The 17,583-nt window shown below is 61.2% G+C and carries 9 protein-coding genes; 3 read left to right on the top strand and 6 right to left on the bottom strand.

Annotated features, from left to right (window positions below; genetic code table 11):
- The first annotated feature begins 91 nt into the window (after positions 1-91).
- Complete coding sequence (locus DWY51_RS02550) at positions 92-6,694, top strand: leucine-rich repeat protein (RefSeq protein WP_117769749.1); 6,603 nt, start codon at positions 92-94, stop codon at positions 6,692-6,694.
- Between the two features lie 394 nt (positions 6,695-7,088).
- On the opposite strand, the gene gltA is transcribed toward DWY51_RS02550, so the two are convergent.
- The 6 genes from gltA to glmU all read right to left on the bottom strand — a co-directional run bounded on the left by gltA (position 7,089) and on the right by glmU (position 14,851).
- Entirely contained in the window at positions 7,089-8,498 is a 1,410-nt protein-coding gene (gene gltA / locus DWY51_RS02555; protein WP_089572633.1) for an NADPH-dependent glutamate synthase, read from the bottom strand.
- Entirely contained in the window at positions 8,489-9,328 is an 840-nt protein-coding gene (locus DWY51_RS02560; protein WP_117769750.1) for a sulfide/dihydroorotate dehydrogenase-like FAD/NAD-binding protein, read from the bottom strand. Before DWY51_RS02560 ends, gltA begins: the two co-directional genes overlap by 10 nt.
- Positions 9,329-9,701: 373 nt before the next feature.
- On the bottom strand, positions 9,702-10,331 hold the full coding sequence (gene pth / locus DWY51_RS02565) for an aminoacyl-tRNA hydrolase (protein WP_006235792.1): 630 nt from the start codon (positions 10,329-10,331) through the stop codon (positions 9,702-9,704).
- 351 nt (positions 10,332-10,682) lie between these two features.
- Positions 10,683-11,810, bottom strand: a complete 1,128-nt coding sequence (locus DWY51_RS02570; RefSeq protein ID WP_117769751.1) for a hypothetical protein — start codon at positions 11,808-11,810, stop codon at positions 10,683-10,685.
- Positions 11,811-12,261: 451 nt separating this feature from the next.
- Positions 12,262-13,248 carry a ribose-phosphate pyrophosphokinase gene (locus tag DWY51_RS02575; protein ID WP_117769752.1) on the bottom strand — a complete coding sequence of 329 codons (987 nt, stop codon included), beginning with the start codon at positions 13,246-13,248 and terminating at the stop codon, positions 12,262-12,264.
- Between the two features lie 190 nt (positions 13,249-13,438).
- Positions 13,439-14,851, bottom strand: coding sequence for a bifunctional UDP-N-acetylglucosamine diphosphorylase/glucosamine-1-phosphate N-acetyltransferase GlmU (gene glmU, locus DWY51_RS02580; RefSeq protein WP_117769753.1), 1,413 nt, complete (start codon positions 14,849-14,851; stop codon positions 13,439-13,441).
- 199 nt (positions 14,852-15,050) lie between these two features.
- Between glmU and DWY51_RS02585 the strand changes: the two genes are divergently transcribed.
- Together DWY51_RS02585 and DWY51_RS02590 are read left to right on the top strand one after the other, a co-directional pair.
- The gene (locus tag DWY51_RS02585; RefSeq protein WP_233504600.1) at positions 15,051-15,938 is read left to right on the top strand and encodes an energy-coupling factor transporter transmembrane component T; all 888 of its coding nucleotides are present in this window, start codon (positions 15,051-15,053) and stop codon (positions 15,936-15,938) included.
- Complete coding sequence (locus tag DWY51_RS02590) at positions 15,938-17,581, top strand: ABC transporter ATP-binding protein (protein WP_117769754.1); 1,644 nt, start codon at positions 15,938-15,940, stop codon at positions 17,579-17,581. Before DWY51_RS02585 ends, DWY51_RS02590 begins: the two co-directional genes overlap by 1 nt.
- Positions 17,582-17,583: the final 2 nt, after the last annotated feature.

The raw sequence follows: 17,583 nt of genomic DNA on the forward strand, positions 1-17,583 counted from the left end.
CGGTAGGTTCGTATATATGAACCTACCGTTCGCTTTGTTTTTGGACAACGATTACGCTGGATGACTTTTGGTTTGCAGGAAAGGAACGACCATGAGGTGGACTACTGCTCGAGCGCTTTGCCGACGGCTGACGGTTGCCACGGTGACCCTCGCGATGGTGACGGGTTCGTTTCCCGCGGGCGCGTTTGCTGAGGCCCTCAACACCGACGGCACTTTTGTGCAGACGGATAACGGCCAAGCAGCCGACGCCGCTCCCGCCGATTCGGCTGACGCCCAAACGTCAGACTCTGCTTCCGCCGACCCCGCGCCCGATGCCGGCGCCGCCGACCCCACAGTGCTCGATAGCGGTGATACCCCTACGCCCCCGCCCTCCGAGATTGCATCGGCGGCGGGCCTAACGGGCGCCGGGCAGACCGAGAGCACACCTGCGGGTACGCTCGCCACTGATCTTGTCGAGGGCAAGGAACTCGCCGAGCAGCAGAAGCAGGAGGAGACCGCCGAAGCCGAAGCAACCTGGAATGAGGATCTTGGGCTCTGGATGACCTCGAAGGGCGCTACGGGCGTAAAAGGCGAATACGATGATGGCTACGTGGCCGGCGAGCAGACTCCCGCGCAGTACTACTTCTCGATCGATAGCCTCACCAACGAAATTTCTATCGAGTATGGCGACGCGGGCATTACCACGTTGGAGGTGCCCTCGACCATCGACGGCAAAAATGTCGTGAGTCTTAAGGGCATGGGAAACGTTGCGCTCACATCAATTACGTTTGCCCCCGATTCGCATATCCGCTCTGTGGGCGGTTTGGGCGGCAGCAGCATCAAGGAAATCGCACTGCCCGATTCGGTTGAGGAACTGGGCTGGAATGCGTTTACTGGAAGCAAGACACTTCACACGGTGACCTGGCCCAACAACGCGGCCTTTACCACGATTCCCGAGCAGGCCTTTGAGGGCTGCGAACAGCTTGACGACAATGTGGTGGCAACGCTGCCACCTTCGGTTAAGACTATCGACTATCGCGCCTTCGCCAATTGCGGCGTACCGCAGTTCTATGTCTCGGACACAACGGTACTCACCTTTACGCAGATCAACGTGCCGGGCACGGTGGAGCGGATTGAGCGCTATGCCTTTGACGGGTGCTCGCACGTGTCATCGGTGACGATCGGCGATGGTGTCAAATCTATCGGGGCGCTCGCGTTCGCCTCTCTTGATCCTGCGATTGCCGGCAAAGAGATTGTGCTACCCAAAAGCGTGGAAATGATAGAGTGGGGAGCTTTTGAGAACACGAGATACGGAAACGAGACGAACCATAATGCCGTTGCCCTGCGCGTGATGAACCCCGATCTTCAGTTTGGTGAGGCGGGCTATCCGGGCGACTATAATGAGCGCGTGACAATCGATGGCGTAACGTATACGATTCCCTTTGGTGAAGGCCAGACCATCTATGCCTATGCGACCGATTCGGCTGGCAACCCCTCGATGGTCAAAAAGCTTGCCGATGCCGTGGCCGATCGCAAGGACTCCGTCGATTCCTCGAAGCCTGCCTACACGTTTGAGTGGATGGGCGAGGCGGCCCAGGTGACGGGCAAACTTCCCCAGAGCGCGGCGGCCGTGCTCTTGCAGGCGGGGCAGTCCACGCCGTTGACGGTTGGCGACGACGGCTCCGTTGCTGCCAACGTCCTCTCCAAGACGGCAGCAACGCTGCGCATTTCGCTCAGCGGTTACTATGACATGGTGCTGGCGCGCCCGGGCGACCAGATGACGGGCACATGGAATATCGGAGAGATTAAGGCGGAGGACTTTACCAAGATTCCGGCTTCGCGCGCGATTGAGCTCAACGTGGGCTATCTTGAACCGATTATGGGCCAGGATAAGACCGAACGCATTGAGCTCGATAGTCTCGATAACATCGATCTGACGGTGAAGAACGGCGGCAAGACGCTTAAGCCTGCCAAGGGTGACAAGGAAAACGACTTCCGTATCCAGGGCACAGCGCTCGTGGTGTCGCAGGCCATTGCCGACGCGGACCAGGATCTGGAGATAACGCTCGAGCCCAAAGACAGCCTCAAGCTGGGTGGGACGACGGCGACGGTGAAGCCCTCGGCCGGCAAGGTCGATATCGACTTGAAGCCCTGGGGCACGGCGACGGTCGCGACCAAGGGCGACTACCAGGGCGCTAACCGCGTGCTGGTGTTCCGTACGTCCGACGGCAAGCTGGTCGCCGACGGCGTCACCTATCTGATGGGTTACGAAGACGATGGCACCACGCCTATCATGAAGGCCGAGACGCCGCGCCTTAAGGCCGGTTCGTACACCATCGTCGCCTTTAACAAGACGAGCTACGACATCCAAGCGACGAGCTATTCCACGTTTAGCCGCCTAGGGCTGACCGTGGGTAAGCATATCGCGCAAAAGCAGGTGAAGATTGAGGACGGCAAACAGCTCGACGTGACGCTCGACGTCCCCACGTTTGACGTGGAGACGTATCGTGCCGAGCGCGGGCTGACGGCGGGCTCGGTTATCGCTGATTCGTCCGCGGTCGTTGGCGTGGAGACCGAGCTGCGCATTCATTACGAGCTCAAGGACAGCCAGGCTGCCAAGATTGAGATTCCGCTGGCCAAGGATGCCGTCGGGGATGTGTCCGCAGGCTCTCGCGAAGCCGGCGCCAGCTCCGAGGCCATGTGGGCTGACACAACTTGGGAGGGCGACAACCTCGTTCTCAATATGAATAAGGGCATGGGCGCCGATGTGTTTGTGCGCTTTAAGCCTAAGGCCGCGGGCATCTATGCCATCTCGCCGCTTATTACGCTGGGCGAGGTGACGTTGCCGCTGGGAAGCACCACACTCGAGGTTAGCGGATCGCGCATCGAGGTCGACAGCACCGACGTTCACAGCCTACTGGGCAATGTGGCCTACGTATACGCAGCGCCCGGAAAAAGCGTGCAGCTTACCGTGGGCGTGGGCGCCTCGGCCGCAAAGTACACCGGCAAGACCAATAAACTCGGCCGTGCCAAGATTGAATACGACCTGCCGCAGGATACGCTTGCCGCCGAGCGTGTGACGCTCGAAGCGCGCGTGGGCTCGACCGCTGCTGCCGCCGCTGCTGCCGAGGTAACGGCTCGCAATTATGTGCGCTATGTTCCGGGCGCTTCGGTCTGGAACTTTGATGTGACGTATCGTGGCGGTACGCAAAGCCTGGTCAAGGACGGCAAGGACACCGGCAAGAGTCTGTGGACCTTCCACCATCTGCCGCAAAAGAAGAACGCCTACTGGACGTTCGATATCACGCTCGAGGTGGGAAACGAAGAGGCCGCCGACACGCTCGACCTGTACGTGGACTGCGTGGATGGCAAGACGGTGACGATTCCTCTGACTCAAAAGTCGCGCGAGGGCACCCATGTGCGCTATGTGGCGGAGTATGTGGACGAGGGTTACCTTAAGCTGCTCGACGAGTTTAACAAGGCGAATGACTCGACCTATGTGAACTGCGGCAACTTTGAGCAGATCTTTATGCCGCAGACCTACCGCATCTCCAATGCTCAGCTTATGACCATGCTGAGTTTTGACGCCAACGCTTCGGCCAAAAAGCATTCCGCCGCGGCCGAGGAGCGCCAGCAGGAGTTCTCGAATGCCGTGCAGCAGTGGCACGAGTATATGATGGATAACTCGTTTAATGATGTCGACGAGGCCTTTAACGACGCGATTGACCAGATGGTCGCTGATGCGTTTGCCGAGGAGGACGAGAACGGTAAAGAGGACGAAGCCCAAGGTGGAGCTGCCCGTAAGGCTCGTCGCGCCCCTGCCGCCAGCGACGGCGAGGGTGATGGTGCTGGCAACGACGAGGCCGCGCAGTTTGCGGCTGAGCTCAAGGCCGCGGTCGGCGGGTCGGCGGCGCTGCTGACCCAGCAGGGCGACAGCTATGGCGTCAATGTGGACAAGATGATCTTTGAGGATGCTTACGGCACCAGCGAGGATTGGTATCAGGAACTCGCGGCGGCCCAGGGCGCGAACGCTGCGGATGCGGCCGCCATCAAGGAGCTCGTCGACCATGCATCGCGAGCGGAGTTTATTGCCCAGCAGGCCGAGGATCTGGTGGGCCAGTCGATGGGTATCGGCCAGCTCAACCAATACGGAAGCTGGAATGACGCAACCGCTGCGGCGCTCAACAAGTGTGCGGGCATTAAGGCCAGCGAGTACAACGGCCAGTCGACGAGCGGGTTTAACGATTTGGGCCAGGCGCTCGGCAGCTCGCTGAGCTACAAGGCGGCTGACGACGATACCGTCAAGGGCTTTAAGGTCGCCGCGCCCGATGGCGAGCAGACGGCCTATATCGAGTCGGAATTTATCGAGAACTCCAATAACAACAAGAACCAGGCGCTTCTGTTTAACTCGATCGCCATGCAGTGCGACATTCTGGACGACCTGTACGACAACTGGAATGTGGTCCATAGCCTCAACAACTCCAAGGTGCGCGGATGGCTCATGGCCTGGAAGCTCAACGGCGACGTGAGCGCCCATATGAAGCTCATCCGCACGATCCGTTCGCTCAAGAGCTATAAGATCGAGTGCGAGATGTTCGGACAGGTCTTTAAGACCGATGCGTGGAAGGCGGCCGGCCAGGCGTTTCCCGCGGCGACCCAGGGTATCGGCATCTTTACCGGCATTTACGGCGTGAACGATGCCAGCAAGAACTGGGAGAACGTGAACGTCCGTATGCAGAAGGTGAAGGGCGAGCGCGAGGGCTATGAGCTTCAGCATACGCGCTTGCTTGCCAAGCCCGAGAAGACCGAGGACGACTGGAAGTGCATTTACGCGCTGCGTGACGCCATGGAGAAGGCGCGTGCGTTTGAGGATCTGCTGTATCGCCAGCTCTGCCACGACAGCACCGATGTGGCGGTGGGCTCCATTATGACAATCGCCGGCGTGCTGACGGCCGGTTCGGCGGGTACCGTGGTGGGCGCCGCCTATGATGCAGCTTCGACCAGCGTAGGTTCGGAGCGCGCGATTAAGCTGACCAATGCCGAATGCGCCTACGATGTTGCCTGCGAGCAGGTGGAGCGCGCGTGCCAGAATCGCATTACGGTCAACTGGGGCGAGCTGACCGATGCCGAGGTCTACAAGGCCAACAAGGACGGCTTGATCTCGGACGAGAAGATGCAGTCGATCTTCGAGGCGCGTTATCGCAATGTGCCTGCCAAGGCAGCACCCGACCCTGCGGGCGTGGTGTACGAGGGCCTGCTGTCCAATACGGTTGAAGGCGCGGCGGTTGAGCTGTGGAGCGCCGACGATGCGGCCGGTACCAATGCGGTGCGTTGGGATGCCGAGGGGTATGAGCAGGACAATCCGCTTGCAACGGGTGCGGACGGTGCGTACAACTGGAATACGCCGACCGGCTGGTATCAAGTGCGCGTGACCAAGGACGGGTATGAGGAGGCGCGTTCGGCTTGGCTGCGCGTGCCGCCGATTCAGACTGAGGTGAACATTGGCTTGGTGTCGACGGCGGCGCCCGAGGTAGCTTCGGCCCATGCCTATACCGATTGCATCGAGGTTGAGTTTGCGCAGTATATGGATGCGAGCGACGATGCCCTGGTCGCATTGTGCGCGCAGGGCTTGGGCGACGTGACGTATACGTGGCTCGACAAGCAGGACGATCCCAATGGCAAGCCGCTGTCACGCGTGCTGCGTATTCGCTATGCCGATGCGCGTGAGGCGGGCTCGACGGTGGCGTTTGAGCTCGACGGTGCTCGCAACTACGCCGGCACGGCCATGGCGCGCTGGGCAAGTGGCGAGCTTGTCGTGGGCGTTCGTGCCGACAAACTCAAACTCAACGTGGAGCAGGCCGTGACCATGCTTGATGGCAGTGACTTTGAGCTGGTGGCGCACGTGACCGATAAGGCGGGCAAGCCGTTTGCGGGCGCCAAGGTTAGTGTTGGGCTGGAGTCCTCGGCTATCTGCTCTGTCGATGCCACCCAGGCCGTGACGGGCGAGGACGGTGCGGCGACGTTTGTGCTGCATGGTGCTCTGCCCGGTTTGACGACGTTGACGGCGGCGGTGGGCGGCACGGCGCTGTCCAAGCAGGTCGACGTTCGCGTGTCTGCCGAGGCAGTGCGACCGGCGCGACCGGTGGCGACGATTGGTGCGACGACGTTTGGTGCATGGTCGCCCAAGGAGAACTACATTACGGTGCCCAAGGGCACGAAGCTGGAGCTTTCTGCCGAGGATGGCGCGACGATTTGGTACACCACCAACGACACCTGCCCCTGCCGTGACGAAGGCCGTGTAAAGTACACCGAGCCCATTGCGCTCGATAGCAACATGTATGTGCGCATTGCGGCACAGCGCCCTGGCATGTCGTACAGCGAGTATTCCGAGCGTCTGAACATTACGATTACGGTGACCGATGAGGCGGCGCCTGATCCGACGCCCGATCCGGACCCGACGCCTGGCGACGGCGAGCAGGGCGGCGGTGCGGATGGCTCTGGCGGCACCGGGGTACCTGCGGGCGGTTCGACTTCGACGACGACCACGGTGACGACGAACAAGTCCAAGGGTAAGGGCGAGAACGACAAGAAGTCCGGCGGCACGGAGCTCGCCAGCACGGGTGACTCCACCGCGATGACGGTCGCCGCCTTGGGCATCGCCGGCGCAACCGTTGCCGCGGCCGGCATCGCCGCGACCAAGCGTCGCAAGCGTTAGGTTTTGGCGACAACGCCCATTCTCGGCTTTTGCAAGATCTCAATCTGTAACACCAAGCCAGATATTTGGGTTCCAGGTGTTACAGATTGAGACAAACTGTTCGGCCGCCAACCTAACGTCTCGATCTGTAACACGTAGCGAGGAATTTGGCCTCCAACTGTTACAGATTGAGACAAAGCGGGGGGCGGCTGGAGAAATATCTCGATCTGTAACAACTACAAGGCTCAACAGGGCCTAACTGTTACAGATTGAGACAAAACGACCGGGCAAGTCCCCAACCACCACAAAGGTGCCTGTCCCCATCGTGGTGATCGGGCGGCCGGCATAAAAAAAGTCCCCGCCGGGCGTGTGCTCGACGGGGACTTTGCCGTTTGGTGGCTAGCGCCGCAGGTGATTACTCGCCCAGCAGGCTCTTGGTGATCGAAGCGGCGGCCTTCTTGCCGGCGCCCATCGCCAGAATGACCGTAGCGGCACCGGTGACGATGTCACCGCCGGCCCAGATGCGGGGATCGGTGGTCTGGCCGGTCTCCTCGTCGGCAACGATGTAGCCCCACTTGTTGAGCTCCATCTTGCCGCCGATCTTGGCAGCGAAGGGGTTGGCGTTGGTGCCGATAGCCGAGATCGCGACGTCGCAGGGGATCTCCTCGATGGCGCCCTCGATGGGCACCGGGCGACGACGGCCGGACTCGTCGGGCTCGCCGAGCTCCATCTTCTGGACCTTGACGGCGCACACGGAGCCGTCTTCGCCAGCGACAAACTCGAGCGGGGAGACAAGCGGCAGAACCTCGACGCCCTCGGCCTTGGCATGGTGCAGCTCGGCGCGACGGCAGGGCATCTCGTCCTCGGTACGGCGGTAAGCGATGATGGCGTGCTCGGCGCCCAGACGCTTGGCGGTACGGACGGCGTCCATAGCCACGTTGCCGCCGCCAAAGACAACGACGTTCTTGCCGTGCTTGGTGGGGGTGTCGTACTCGGGGAACTTGTTGGCCTTCATCAGGTTCACGCGGGTGAGGTACTCGTTTGCGAAGAAGACGTTGGGCAGGTTCTCGCCGGGGACGTTGAGGAACTTGGGCAGGCCAGCGCCGGTCGCCACGTAGATGGCGTCGAAGCCCTGCTCGAACAGCTCCTCGGCCGTGGCCATATTGCCCACGACGGAGTTGTACTCAAACTTGACGCCCATGTCCTCCAGGCCGTCAATCTCGCGCTTGACGACCGCCTTGGGCAGACGGAACTCGGGGATGCCGTAGACCAGCACGCCGCCGCCGGTGAAGAAGGCCTCGAAGACGGTAACGTCAAAGCCGTTACGGGCGAGCTCGCCGGCGCAGGTGATGCCGGACGGGCCGGAGCCGACGACGGCGACCTTCTTGCCGTTCTTGGGGGCCATCTTGGGCGTGGAGGCGAGCTCGGGGCGATCACCCAGGAAGCGCTCGAGCTGGCCGATGGCCACGGGCTCGGACTTCTTACCACGGATGCACTTGCCCTCGCACTGGTTCTCCTGCGGGCAGACGCGGCCGCAGATGGCGGGAAGCATGGAGTCCTCGCGGATGGTATCGAGAGCGCCGCCGAAGTCCTTCGCGCGGATCTGCTCGATAAAGCGGGGAATGTTGATGTTGACGGGGCAGCCCTCAACACAGAACGGCTTCTTGCAGTTGAGGCAGCGCTCGGCCTCGGCCAGCGCCATCTCCTCGGTGAAGCCCTTGTCGACGGGGCGGAAGTCGCAGGCGCGCTCGGCAGCCGGCTCCTCGTTATCGGGGGTGCGGGGCGACTTCATATCGGCAACGAAACGACCGTTAACTAGTGGCATGCGCAGCTCTTTTCCTCATAGGCCTTGAGGGACTCGCCCTCTTCGGAACGGTAAGCGGCCTGGCGGGCACGAAGGTCATCCCAGTCGACCAGGGTGGCATCGAAGTCGGGGCCGTCGACGCAAGCGAACTTGGTCACGCCGCCCACCTCGACGCGGCAGCAGCCGCACATACCGGTGCCGTCAACCATGATGGGGTTGAGGGACGCGGTGATGGGGGTGTCGTACTTCTGGGCGGTGAGGGTCGAGAACTTCATCATCGGAACGGGGCCGACACAGAAGACCTGGCTCACGGCCTTGTCCTGCAGTAGGCGCTCCAGCGGAGCGGTAACAACGCCCTGCTCGCCGTAGGAACCGTCGTCAGTGGTGATGTGGATGTGGTCCTCGTCGAGGAGCTCGCGGAACTGGTCCTCCATGAGCAGGAGGTCCTTGGTGCGGGCGCCCATGATGGCGTGCACCTCGTGACCGGTCTCGACCAGGTGCTTGGCGACCGGGAAGGCAATTGCCAGGCCGACGCCGCCGCCAATGACGGCGCAGGGGCCCTCGGCCATCTCGGTGGGAACGCCCAGCGGGCCCACGACGTCGCGCAGCGACTCGCCGGCCTCGTAGGTGGAAAGCAGTTCGGTGGTCTTGCCGATCACCATGAAGATGAACTCGACCCAGCCCTCGTCACCGTTCCAGCCGGCCAGGGTAAACGGGACGCGCTCGCCCGTCTCGTTGGCGCGAACCATGAGGAACTGTCCAGCGTGCGCATGCTTGGCGATTGCAGGCGCCTCGATGCGGAACTTGAACACCTTCTCCGAGAACTGCGTCTTCTCCAGGATCTTATACATAGAACCCCTCTCTTGTTAGGGCCGCCGAACCGTGCCTCCACGGAAATGGACGGTAGCCCGAATAAAACCGTACGCGCACAGGCGTTGTGCAGACATACGGTGCAAATTATACCCTCATGGACATGTCACTTACGTGTGTCTTCGGCTGTTGGGAGCAGGGTTTATCCACTTTGGCCTACCAAAGGGGAGAGGTTTATTTTGGTCAGTTTTATCAGGTAAAACGGCAAATGGGGCCGGCCTCGGGTTGTGATGAGGCCGGCCCCCTTTGGGGTGCTATGCATGTATGTCGGCGCGCGGTTGATTGCGATGCCGCAACTGGGGCGTTTCCGCAGGTAAAACCTGCCAAAATAAACCTGTTCCTAAATGATAGGTTTTAGTGCTTGCCGTTGGCGGAGGCGGCGCCGTTGACATGGTCGCGGGCATAGACCACGCCGTGCACGATCGCCAGGCCGGCGGCGTCGGCCGCGCGGGCGCAGGTGTCCTGGAAATCCTCGGCCTCGCGGGCGCGCAGCTGCTTAAGAACGTAGTCGGCGACGGCCATCTTGCCGGGAGGGTTGCCGATGCCGGTGCGGATGCGGCTGAAGTCGCGGCTGCCCATCTTGTCGATGATGGAGCGCAGGCCGTTGTGACCGGCGTGGCCGCCGCCCACCTTAACGCGGACGTCGCCGGCGGGAATATCGAGCTCGTCGTGGATTACGAGCAGCTCCTCGGCCTTGATCTTGTACTCGCGGCAGAGCTTGGAGATGGGGCCACCCGAGGTATTCATATACGACTGCGGCTTGACCAGTACAATCTGGCGCTTACCGCCCTCTTCCTCGGGATCGTTGATGTTGATGAGCGCGACCTCGGCGCCTGCTTGGTTTTTCCAGTACGTGACGCCGGCCTGACGGGCCAGCTCGTCGATTGCTTTGAAACCAGCGTTGTGACGGGTCTCGGCATATTCCTCGCCAGGGTTGCCAAGTCCGGCAACCATGCGAATCTTAAGCGGCTGTGCAGCTGCCATGTTTATCCTTTCGTTGATTTGTCGCCTGCTATGGTGAGCGACCCTGTTGCCGCTGTCAAATGGAGGGTAATTGAGGGCGTTTAGGGGCGTTTGGACGGCCGTCGAAATCAGAGGTGGACAGTTAGTTCAGATACGTATAAGTTCTGAGGACTCGAAGTGCTCAATTCAATGCCGATACGTTGTTTCGGAGCTTTAGTTAGTCCATATGGCGCTGTTTTGAAGTCTACCCTGCCTTCAAATAGGGCGAATGGTATAGAGATAGCTGCAAAACAGCCTAATTCAATGTGTCCATCTATACGTATCTGAACTAACTGTCCAGTCCTGTTCGGCGGCGCGCGGGTGATTCGCCGTTTAGACCGCCGCAAGGCCGATTCCAGCCCGCAGAGCGTTGAGCCAAGCGGCCTGACGCTTGCGATAGCCCTTGATACGGTATCGGAATCGGACTCCCGCGAGTCGATGCATCGTTTGGGCGAAGGCTTCGAGTGCAACAAGGTCTTTCATTTGGTCGCGATTGATAACCAGGACGTGGATGCCCATTGCCTTGAGGCCATTATTTCGATTGCCATCGTGGATGCGAGCGTTTTGAAGCTCATGCCCAATTCCGTTGTATTCGTTGTCGACTCCGGCTGCCGGGCAATATAGGTCGCAGATGGCATAGGGGATGCCCGAGGACATGTTGACCGCAAGAGTGTCGAAGTCGATTCGATAGTTGAGTAGCAGGCCTCCCATGGGCAGACTGCAACATCCGAATCCTCCAAAGCGCATGGGCGCTCCGAGAACGGCAAACATTAGGGATTCGGCTGGGGATGCAGATCCGGGTCGGGCAAGTTTGACTGCCGTGCGAAACGATGTGTATGAGCTACTTTTGGCAAGCTGTGCAACAGCCTCGAGATCTTCGATGGTCGTGGCGGGCTCGCATTTGTAGTGTGCCTGTTCGTAGCGGGTTTCGTTCTGCTGTTCGGTCGCCGACTGGTCGCCCCGGCAATCGAGGTCGTCCATCGCTTCGTAGTCATCGCCCTCGGGCCAGATGCCGTCATAGGCAATGGGGTATGTTGCCCCGGGAGGAAGGGAGTAGGTTCCGAGCAGTTCCATGAGAAGCATCAGGGTTTTGGCGACTGATTCATTTTTGGAACAAAGCATGGCTGTCATGGCGGGAGACGTTGCGTAGATGTCGGCCTCGACGTGCATAATTGCACCTTCAGGAAGAGGAGCGGAGAGAATATGCTGAAGAAGTCGCCTGTCGCGGCGTCTGTTGTCTTCGTTTGAAACGAGAAGATCGAGCAGTTCGGAATCATCTTCATTCCAGGCGTCGAGTATCGAAAGTGCACCAAAGTCTATCGCGTCATTGTTGGGAATACAGCTAGCCAAGGCATGTGCTTGCTGTTCGCTATCAACGAAGTCCCAGGGTAGGGCAGAGTACGCCCGTCGTGCGCGACGAATTGCGCGGAGGGCGGAGAGATGTGAAATCACGGTCGTCATAGCTATAACGTACTAAGTTGGCGGCAGAATGCGACCGCCATACCGTTCTTTTCGCTCAGCGGGGCGCTGCGCGCCATGAACGGCTGGGTGTTATGAATTCGGTGGAATCGGTTGAGGGGATTGCAGGAAATTGAGCTCTGCCGCGAAGGTTGACGATAGCTGCTGGACAGTTAGTTCAGATACGTATAAGGCAGCGGCGTTCGAGGCGTTTCTAAGGGCCTTTGAGGGCGATTTGAGGATAAATATGCAGCGGTTGTACTCGAAAACGATGAGCTTTGGACGGCATGGCATGCGCCGGGGAGGTCAGAAGGCTCCGAACGGTCCTTTGGAGCTTTAGAAAAATACGTATCTGAACTAATTGTCCAGGGCGGGTTGACGAGGGATAGAAAAAGGGTCGGAAGCGAGCTTCCGACCCTTTAAAAGCATCAAAGATGATGCGATGCGCGTTGGATTACAGCGCGAAGTCGCCGCCGACGAGCGTGGAGACGGGCTCCTCGTGGTAAACGGCGGAGATGGCCTGAGCGAACTCCTCGGCGACCGAGATGGTCTTGATCTTGCCGCCGACCTCGACGGGAATGGCGTCGGTGACGACGCACTCGACGATCGGGGCGTCGTTCAGACGCTCGATGGCCGGACCGGAGAAGATACCGTGGGTGGCGCAGACGTAGATATCGCCAGCGCCCATAGCCTTGAGCTCCTTGACGTTGGCGCACAGGGTGCCAGCGGTGTCGATCATGTCGTCGTTGATGATGCAGGTCTTGCCCTTGATGTCACCGATGATGCCCATGACCTCGGCGGCGTTGTGGCGCGGACGGCCCTTGTGGGCGATGGCCAGGTCGCAGCCGAGCATGTCGGACAGCTTCTTGGCGGCCTTGGCGCGGCCCACATCGGGGGAGACGACAACCAGGTTGTCGGTGTCGAAGTTCATGGCGTTGTAGTACTGGCCAAACAGCGGCAGTGCGGACAGGTGGTTGACCGGGATATCGAAGAAGCCCTGGATCTGACCCTGGTGCAGGTCGAGGGTGATGATGCGGTCGACGCCGGCGCGCTCGAGCAGGTTGGCGACGAGGCGGGCGGTGATGGGCTCGCGCGGGCCGGCCTTGCGGTCCTGGCGGGCATAGCCGTAGTGGGTGATGACGGCGGTGATGGAGCGGGCGGATGCGCGCTTGGCAGCGTCGGTGGCGATGAGCAGCTCCATGAGCATGTCGTTGACGTTGCCGCCGGCCACGGACTGAATCAGGAAGACGTCGGCGCCGCGGACGGTCTCGTCGTAGCGGGCGTAAATCTCACCGTTGGCGAACTGCTTTAGCGTAAGGCCCGAAAGCTCGACCCCAAGGTACTCAGCGATCTTCTGAGCGAGGGGACGGTTGGAGGAACCGGAATACACGCGGATGGACTTGCGCATATTCTCCGACTTCTCGGGATCATTAATCGGCATTACCCTTCTCCTTTATATCGAATGCCATATAGATGCCTTTTTGCATTGTAACCGTGCGGCGGGGTTAATCGGGTCTTGATAACGTCTTTACCGTCAACGGACACGAACCGACCACTCATCCGGTCGCGCAGGTCACGATAGAAAAAGGAGCCGTCCCCATGGAACAGCTCCTTTTGTGCTTGGCGAAACGTTATGCCTCGTCGTCCTCGTGCAGACGGCGGCGATAATCGGCGGCCCAGCCCTCAATATTTACCTGACGGGCGCGGCCCAGACCGAGTGCGTCGGCCGGGACCGGCTCGGTGATGACGGAGCCGGCGGCCACGAGTGCGCCGTCGCCAATCTGGGCGGGCGCGACCATCATGGTGTCGGAACCGATGAAGGCATCTTTGCCGATGACGGTCTTGTGCTTGTGGACGCCGTCGTAGTTGCAGGTGATAGAGCCCGCGCCCACGTTGACGCCGGAGCCCATGGTGGTGTCGCCGATGTAGGACAGGTGCGGCACCTTGGAGCCCTCGCCGATCGTGGACTTCTTAATCTCCACATGCGTGCCGGCCTTGGAGCCGTCGAGCATATGGGTGCCCGGGCGCAGGTAGGCGCGCGGACCGCAGTCGACGCCGTTCTCGATGACGGCCTCGATGGCGATGGTCTCATCGATGGTGCAGCCGCTGCCGACAGTGGTGTCGGTGAGGCGGCTGTTGGGGCCGAGCTGGCACTCCTCGCCCACGGTGACGTGGCCGATCAGGTGCGTCTGCGGCCACACGATGGTGTCGCGGCCGATGACGGCATCGGGGCCGATCCAAGCCTGCGTGGGGTCGATGAAGGTGACGCCCTCGGCCATCCAGTGCTCGTTGATGCGGTCGCGCGCGATGGCGGTGAGCTGCGCGAGCTGGATGCGGCTGTTGACGCCCAGGCCGTCGCGGTAGTCGTCGCAGTGGAAGATGGAGACTGCCTGGCCGTGACCCTTGAGGATTTCGAGCATGTCGGGCAGGTAGTACTCGGACTGCGCGTTGTCGTTGCCGATCTCGTTAATGTGGGCGGCAAGCTGCGCGCCGTCGAAGGCGTAGCAGCCGGCGTTGCACTCCAGCAGCGTGGCGGCCTGCTCGGGCGTGCAGTCCTTCTGCTCGATGATGCGCTCGATCTGGCCGTCGGCGCCCAGCTTGATGCGGCCGTAGCCGAAGGGGTCGGGCGGGGTCATGGTCATGACGGTGCAGGCGAGCTCGCCGGTGGCGACGGTCTGCGCGAACTTGGCGACGGTGTCGGCGGTGATGAGCGGCAGGTCGCCGTTAAGCACGACGACGGGGCCTTGCGTGATGCCGCAGGCCTCGAGCGCGACCTTTACGGCGTGGCCGGTGCCCAGGCGTTCGGTCTGCTCGACGCACTCGACCTTGGTGGCGCCGTTGGCGTAGGCGCCATCGATGAGGGCGCGCATCTCGTCGGCGTGGCTGCCGATGACGACCACGACGCGGCTGCAGCCGGCCTTGATGGTGGCGTCGACGATCCACTGGACCATGGGCTTACCCAGGATCTTGTGCGAAACCTTGCAGTGGTTCGACTTCATGCGGGTGCCCTCGCCGGCGGCGAGGATAATTGCGGTTGCGTCCATGTGATCTCCTGTTACGTTATAGAGACGTGTGTTTGGAAACGATACACGGCGCAATATGATACCGCAGGCATATGATGAGCGCGTAACGATTGGCGCGCGGCAGCTGAGGTTTGGGCCGGCGGTGTGGCGTTTGCGCTGGTTGCGGGTGGTGCCGGCAGTGCTTCGGCGTCGGTGATTTGGCGGGAGGGCGGGGATGCCTATGGACAACATGCGAGAGGGTTCGGGCGCCGAGTCCGTGGGGGCATTTTCGATGTCGCATCCGGCGGTGCCGGCGCTCTACATGGTGCTGACGTTGGGGCTCACCATGTTCTCGATGCAGCCGGTGCTGATCGCGCTGTCGCTTGCGGGCGGGCTGGCGTACGGGCTTGCGACGCGCGGTGCTGCGCGCACGTTGGGGGCGCTTCGCTGGCAGCTGCCGGTGATTTTGATTATCGCGGTGCTCAATCCGCTGTTTAGTGCATCGGGCTCGACGGAGCTGTTCCGTATTGGCATGCGCGCGGTGTATCTGGAGAGCATGGTTTACGGCCTGTGCATGGGCGGGCTGTTTGTGGCGAGCGTGCTGTGGTTTGAGGCCGCGGCGTCGATGCTCGAATACGACAAGGTACTTGCGCTTTTTGGCAACGCCGCGCCGGTGGTCGCGCTCATGATCTCGATGTGCATGCGGCTTATCCCACAGTTTTTGCGTCGCGGCCGCACGGTGCTGGCGGTGCAGGACGCGATCGATGTACCGGGGCGTGCGCCCACCGATCCCGTGCGATCGCGCCTGCGGGCATCGAGTGTGTTGATGGGCTGGGGCATGGAAGATTCGCTGGAGCGCGCGGACGCGATGCGCTCGCGCGGGTGGGGTGCCGCGACGCGTCGTACGACGTATGCGCGGTATCGGCTGGGGCGCGGCGATGTTGCCGCGCTGGTTGGGCTTGCACTGTTTGGCGTGGTCACGGTGACAGTGGCGTGGACCGCGACGACGCAGTATTCGTTTTATCCTCAGCTCTTGGTGCCGGCGCCGTGGCCGGGCTATGTTGTGTACGCTGCCTGGATGGTGCTGCCTTGCGCGTTGCACGCGAGTGATGAGAAGAGGTTTGGCTGATGGCTCGGTTGGATAGGGGCCCGGTGTCGGGCGCGGCGTGCGGCCCGGATATGCCGGCGATTGAGGTGCGGAGCCTGAGCTTTGCCTACCCCGATGCTGATGCTGCGGTGCTCGAGGGGCTCGACTGGTCTGTTTCCCAAGGTGCATTTGCGCTGCTTGTTGGCGGTACCGGATCGGGTAAGTCGACGCTGCTGTCTCTGCTCAAACCCGAGATCGCTCCGGCGGGCGAGCGCACTGGCGAACTGCGCGTGCTGGGCGAGAACGTCGCCGACATGGATGTGCGGGCATCGGCGGAGCGCGTGGGCTATGTGTTCCAGGATCCCGAGAACCAGATTGTGTGCGAGACCGTGTGGCATGAGATGGCGTTTGGCCTAGAGAATCTGGGTGTGTCGCGCGACGAGATGCGCCGCCGTGTTGCCGAGACCAGCTATTTCTTTGGTCTGGAGGACTGGCTTCATCGTGATACCGATACGCTTTCGGGTGGCCGCAAGCAGCTGCTGTCGCTTGCCGCCGTCCTGGCGCTGCGTCCGCGTGTGCTGCTACTCGACGAGCCCACGTCTCAGCTTGATCCGGTTGCGGAGAAGAATTTCCTGCACGCGCTGTTTCGTGTAAATCGCGAGCTGGGCTGCACGGTTGTTGTGGCGACGCATCAGCCGCGCCCAATGCTCGAATACGCGACGTGTGCGTACCGGATTGAGGATGGCCGCGTGCGCGAGGCGGCGGATATGGCATCTTTGGGACGCCGAGAATCGCTGTTTTCCGATGACACGTTGGGGTGGGGTGCCATCCGATGTGCAAAAAACGGAGTATTCAGCAGGCGTGAGGACAATTTGGGCTCTCTGGAGCCGCCCGGGGACGTATCGAGCGCGAAAAAAAGTTCAGAATTGGACAAATCGTCCGAATTTGTGGCGCAAACGTCGCTCGAGAACGGCTTGGAAGCCTTCTCGCGCACGGATGGAAGTAGAATACTCCAAAAAATGCACGCTGGGTCGGCTACCATCCTGTCGGAAGGTTGGTTTCGCTACGATCGAGCGTCCGGCTGGGTGTTGCGTGGGCTCGATGCGTCGTTTTCGGCCGGTGCGGTGCATGCGGTTGTTGGCGGTAACGGCTGCGGCAAGTCGACGATGCTCTCGGTGCTGGCGAAGACCGCCAAGCTGCAGCGCGGCCGCATGGTGCGCGGAGCGGCCTCGGCGGCGCTGCTGCCTCAGAATCCCAAAGCATTGCTGGTTGCCGAGACGGTTCGCGATGAGCTGATGGAATGGGCCTCGACCTGCGGATATGACGAGAACTTGGCGCGGGAGCGTGCGGCGAGCTTGGGGTTGTCGGGTCTGGATGGACGCCATCCGTACGATCTTTCGGGCGGGCAGCGTCAACTGCTTGCATTGGCAAAACTGCTGCTAATCGGCCCCGAACTGCTATTGCTCGATGAGCCCACCAAGGGTCTAGACCTGTTCAGCCGCCGCATCATCGCCCGCGCCCTGCGTGACCATGCGAAGGCTGGCGGCACCGTCATCATGGCTACGCACGATTTGGACTTTGCCGAGCAGGTAGCCGACGACGTCGCCATGATGTTTGACGGCGAGATTGCCTGCATGGAGCCGCCGGCCGACTTCTTTGCCGACAACGTGTTCTATAGGGCGTGATG

The organism is Collinsella sp. AF25-2LB, assembly GCF_003458415.1.
Lineage (GTDB): Bacteria > Actinomycetota > Coriobacteriia > Coriobacteriales > Coriobacteriaceae > Collinsella.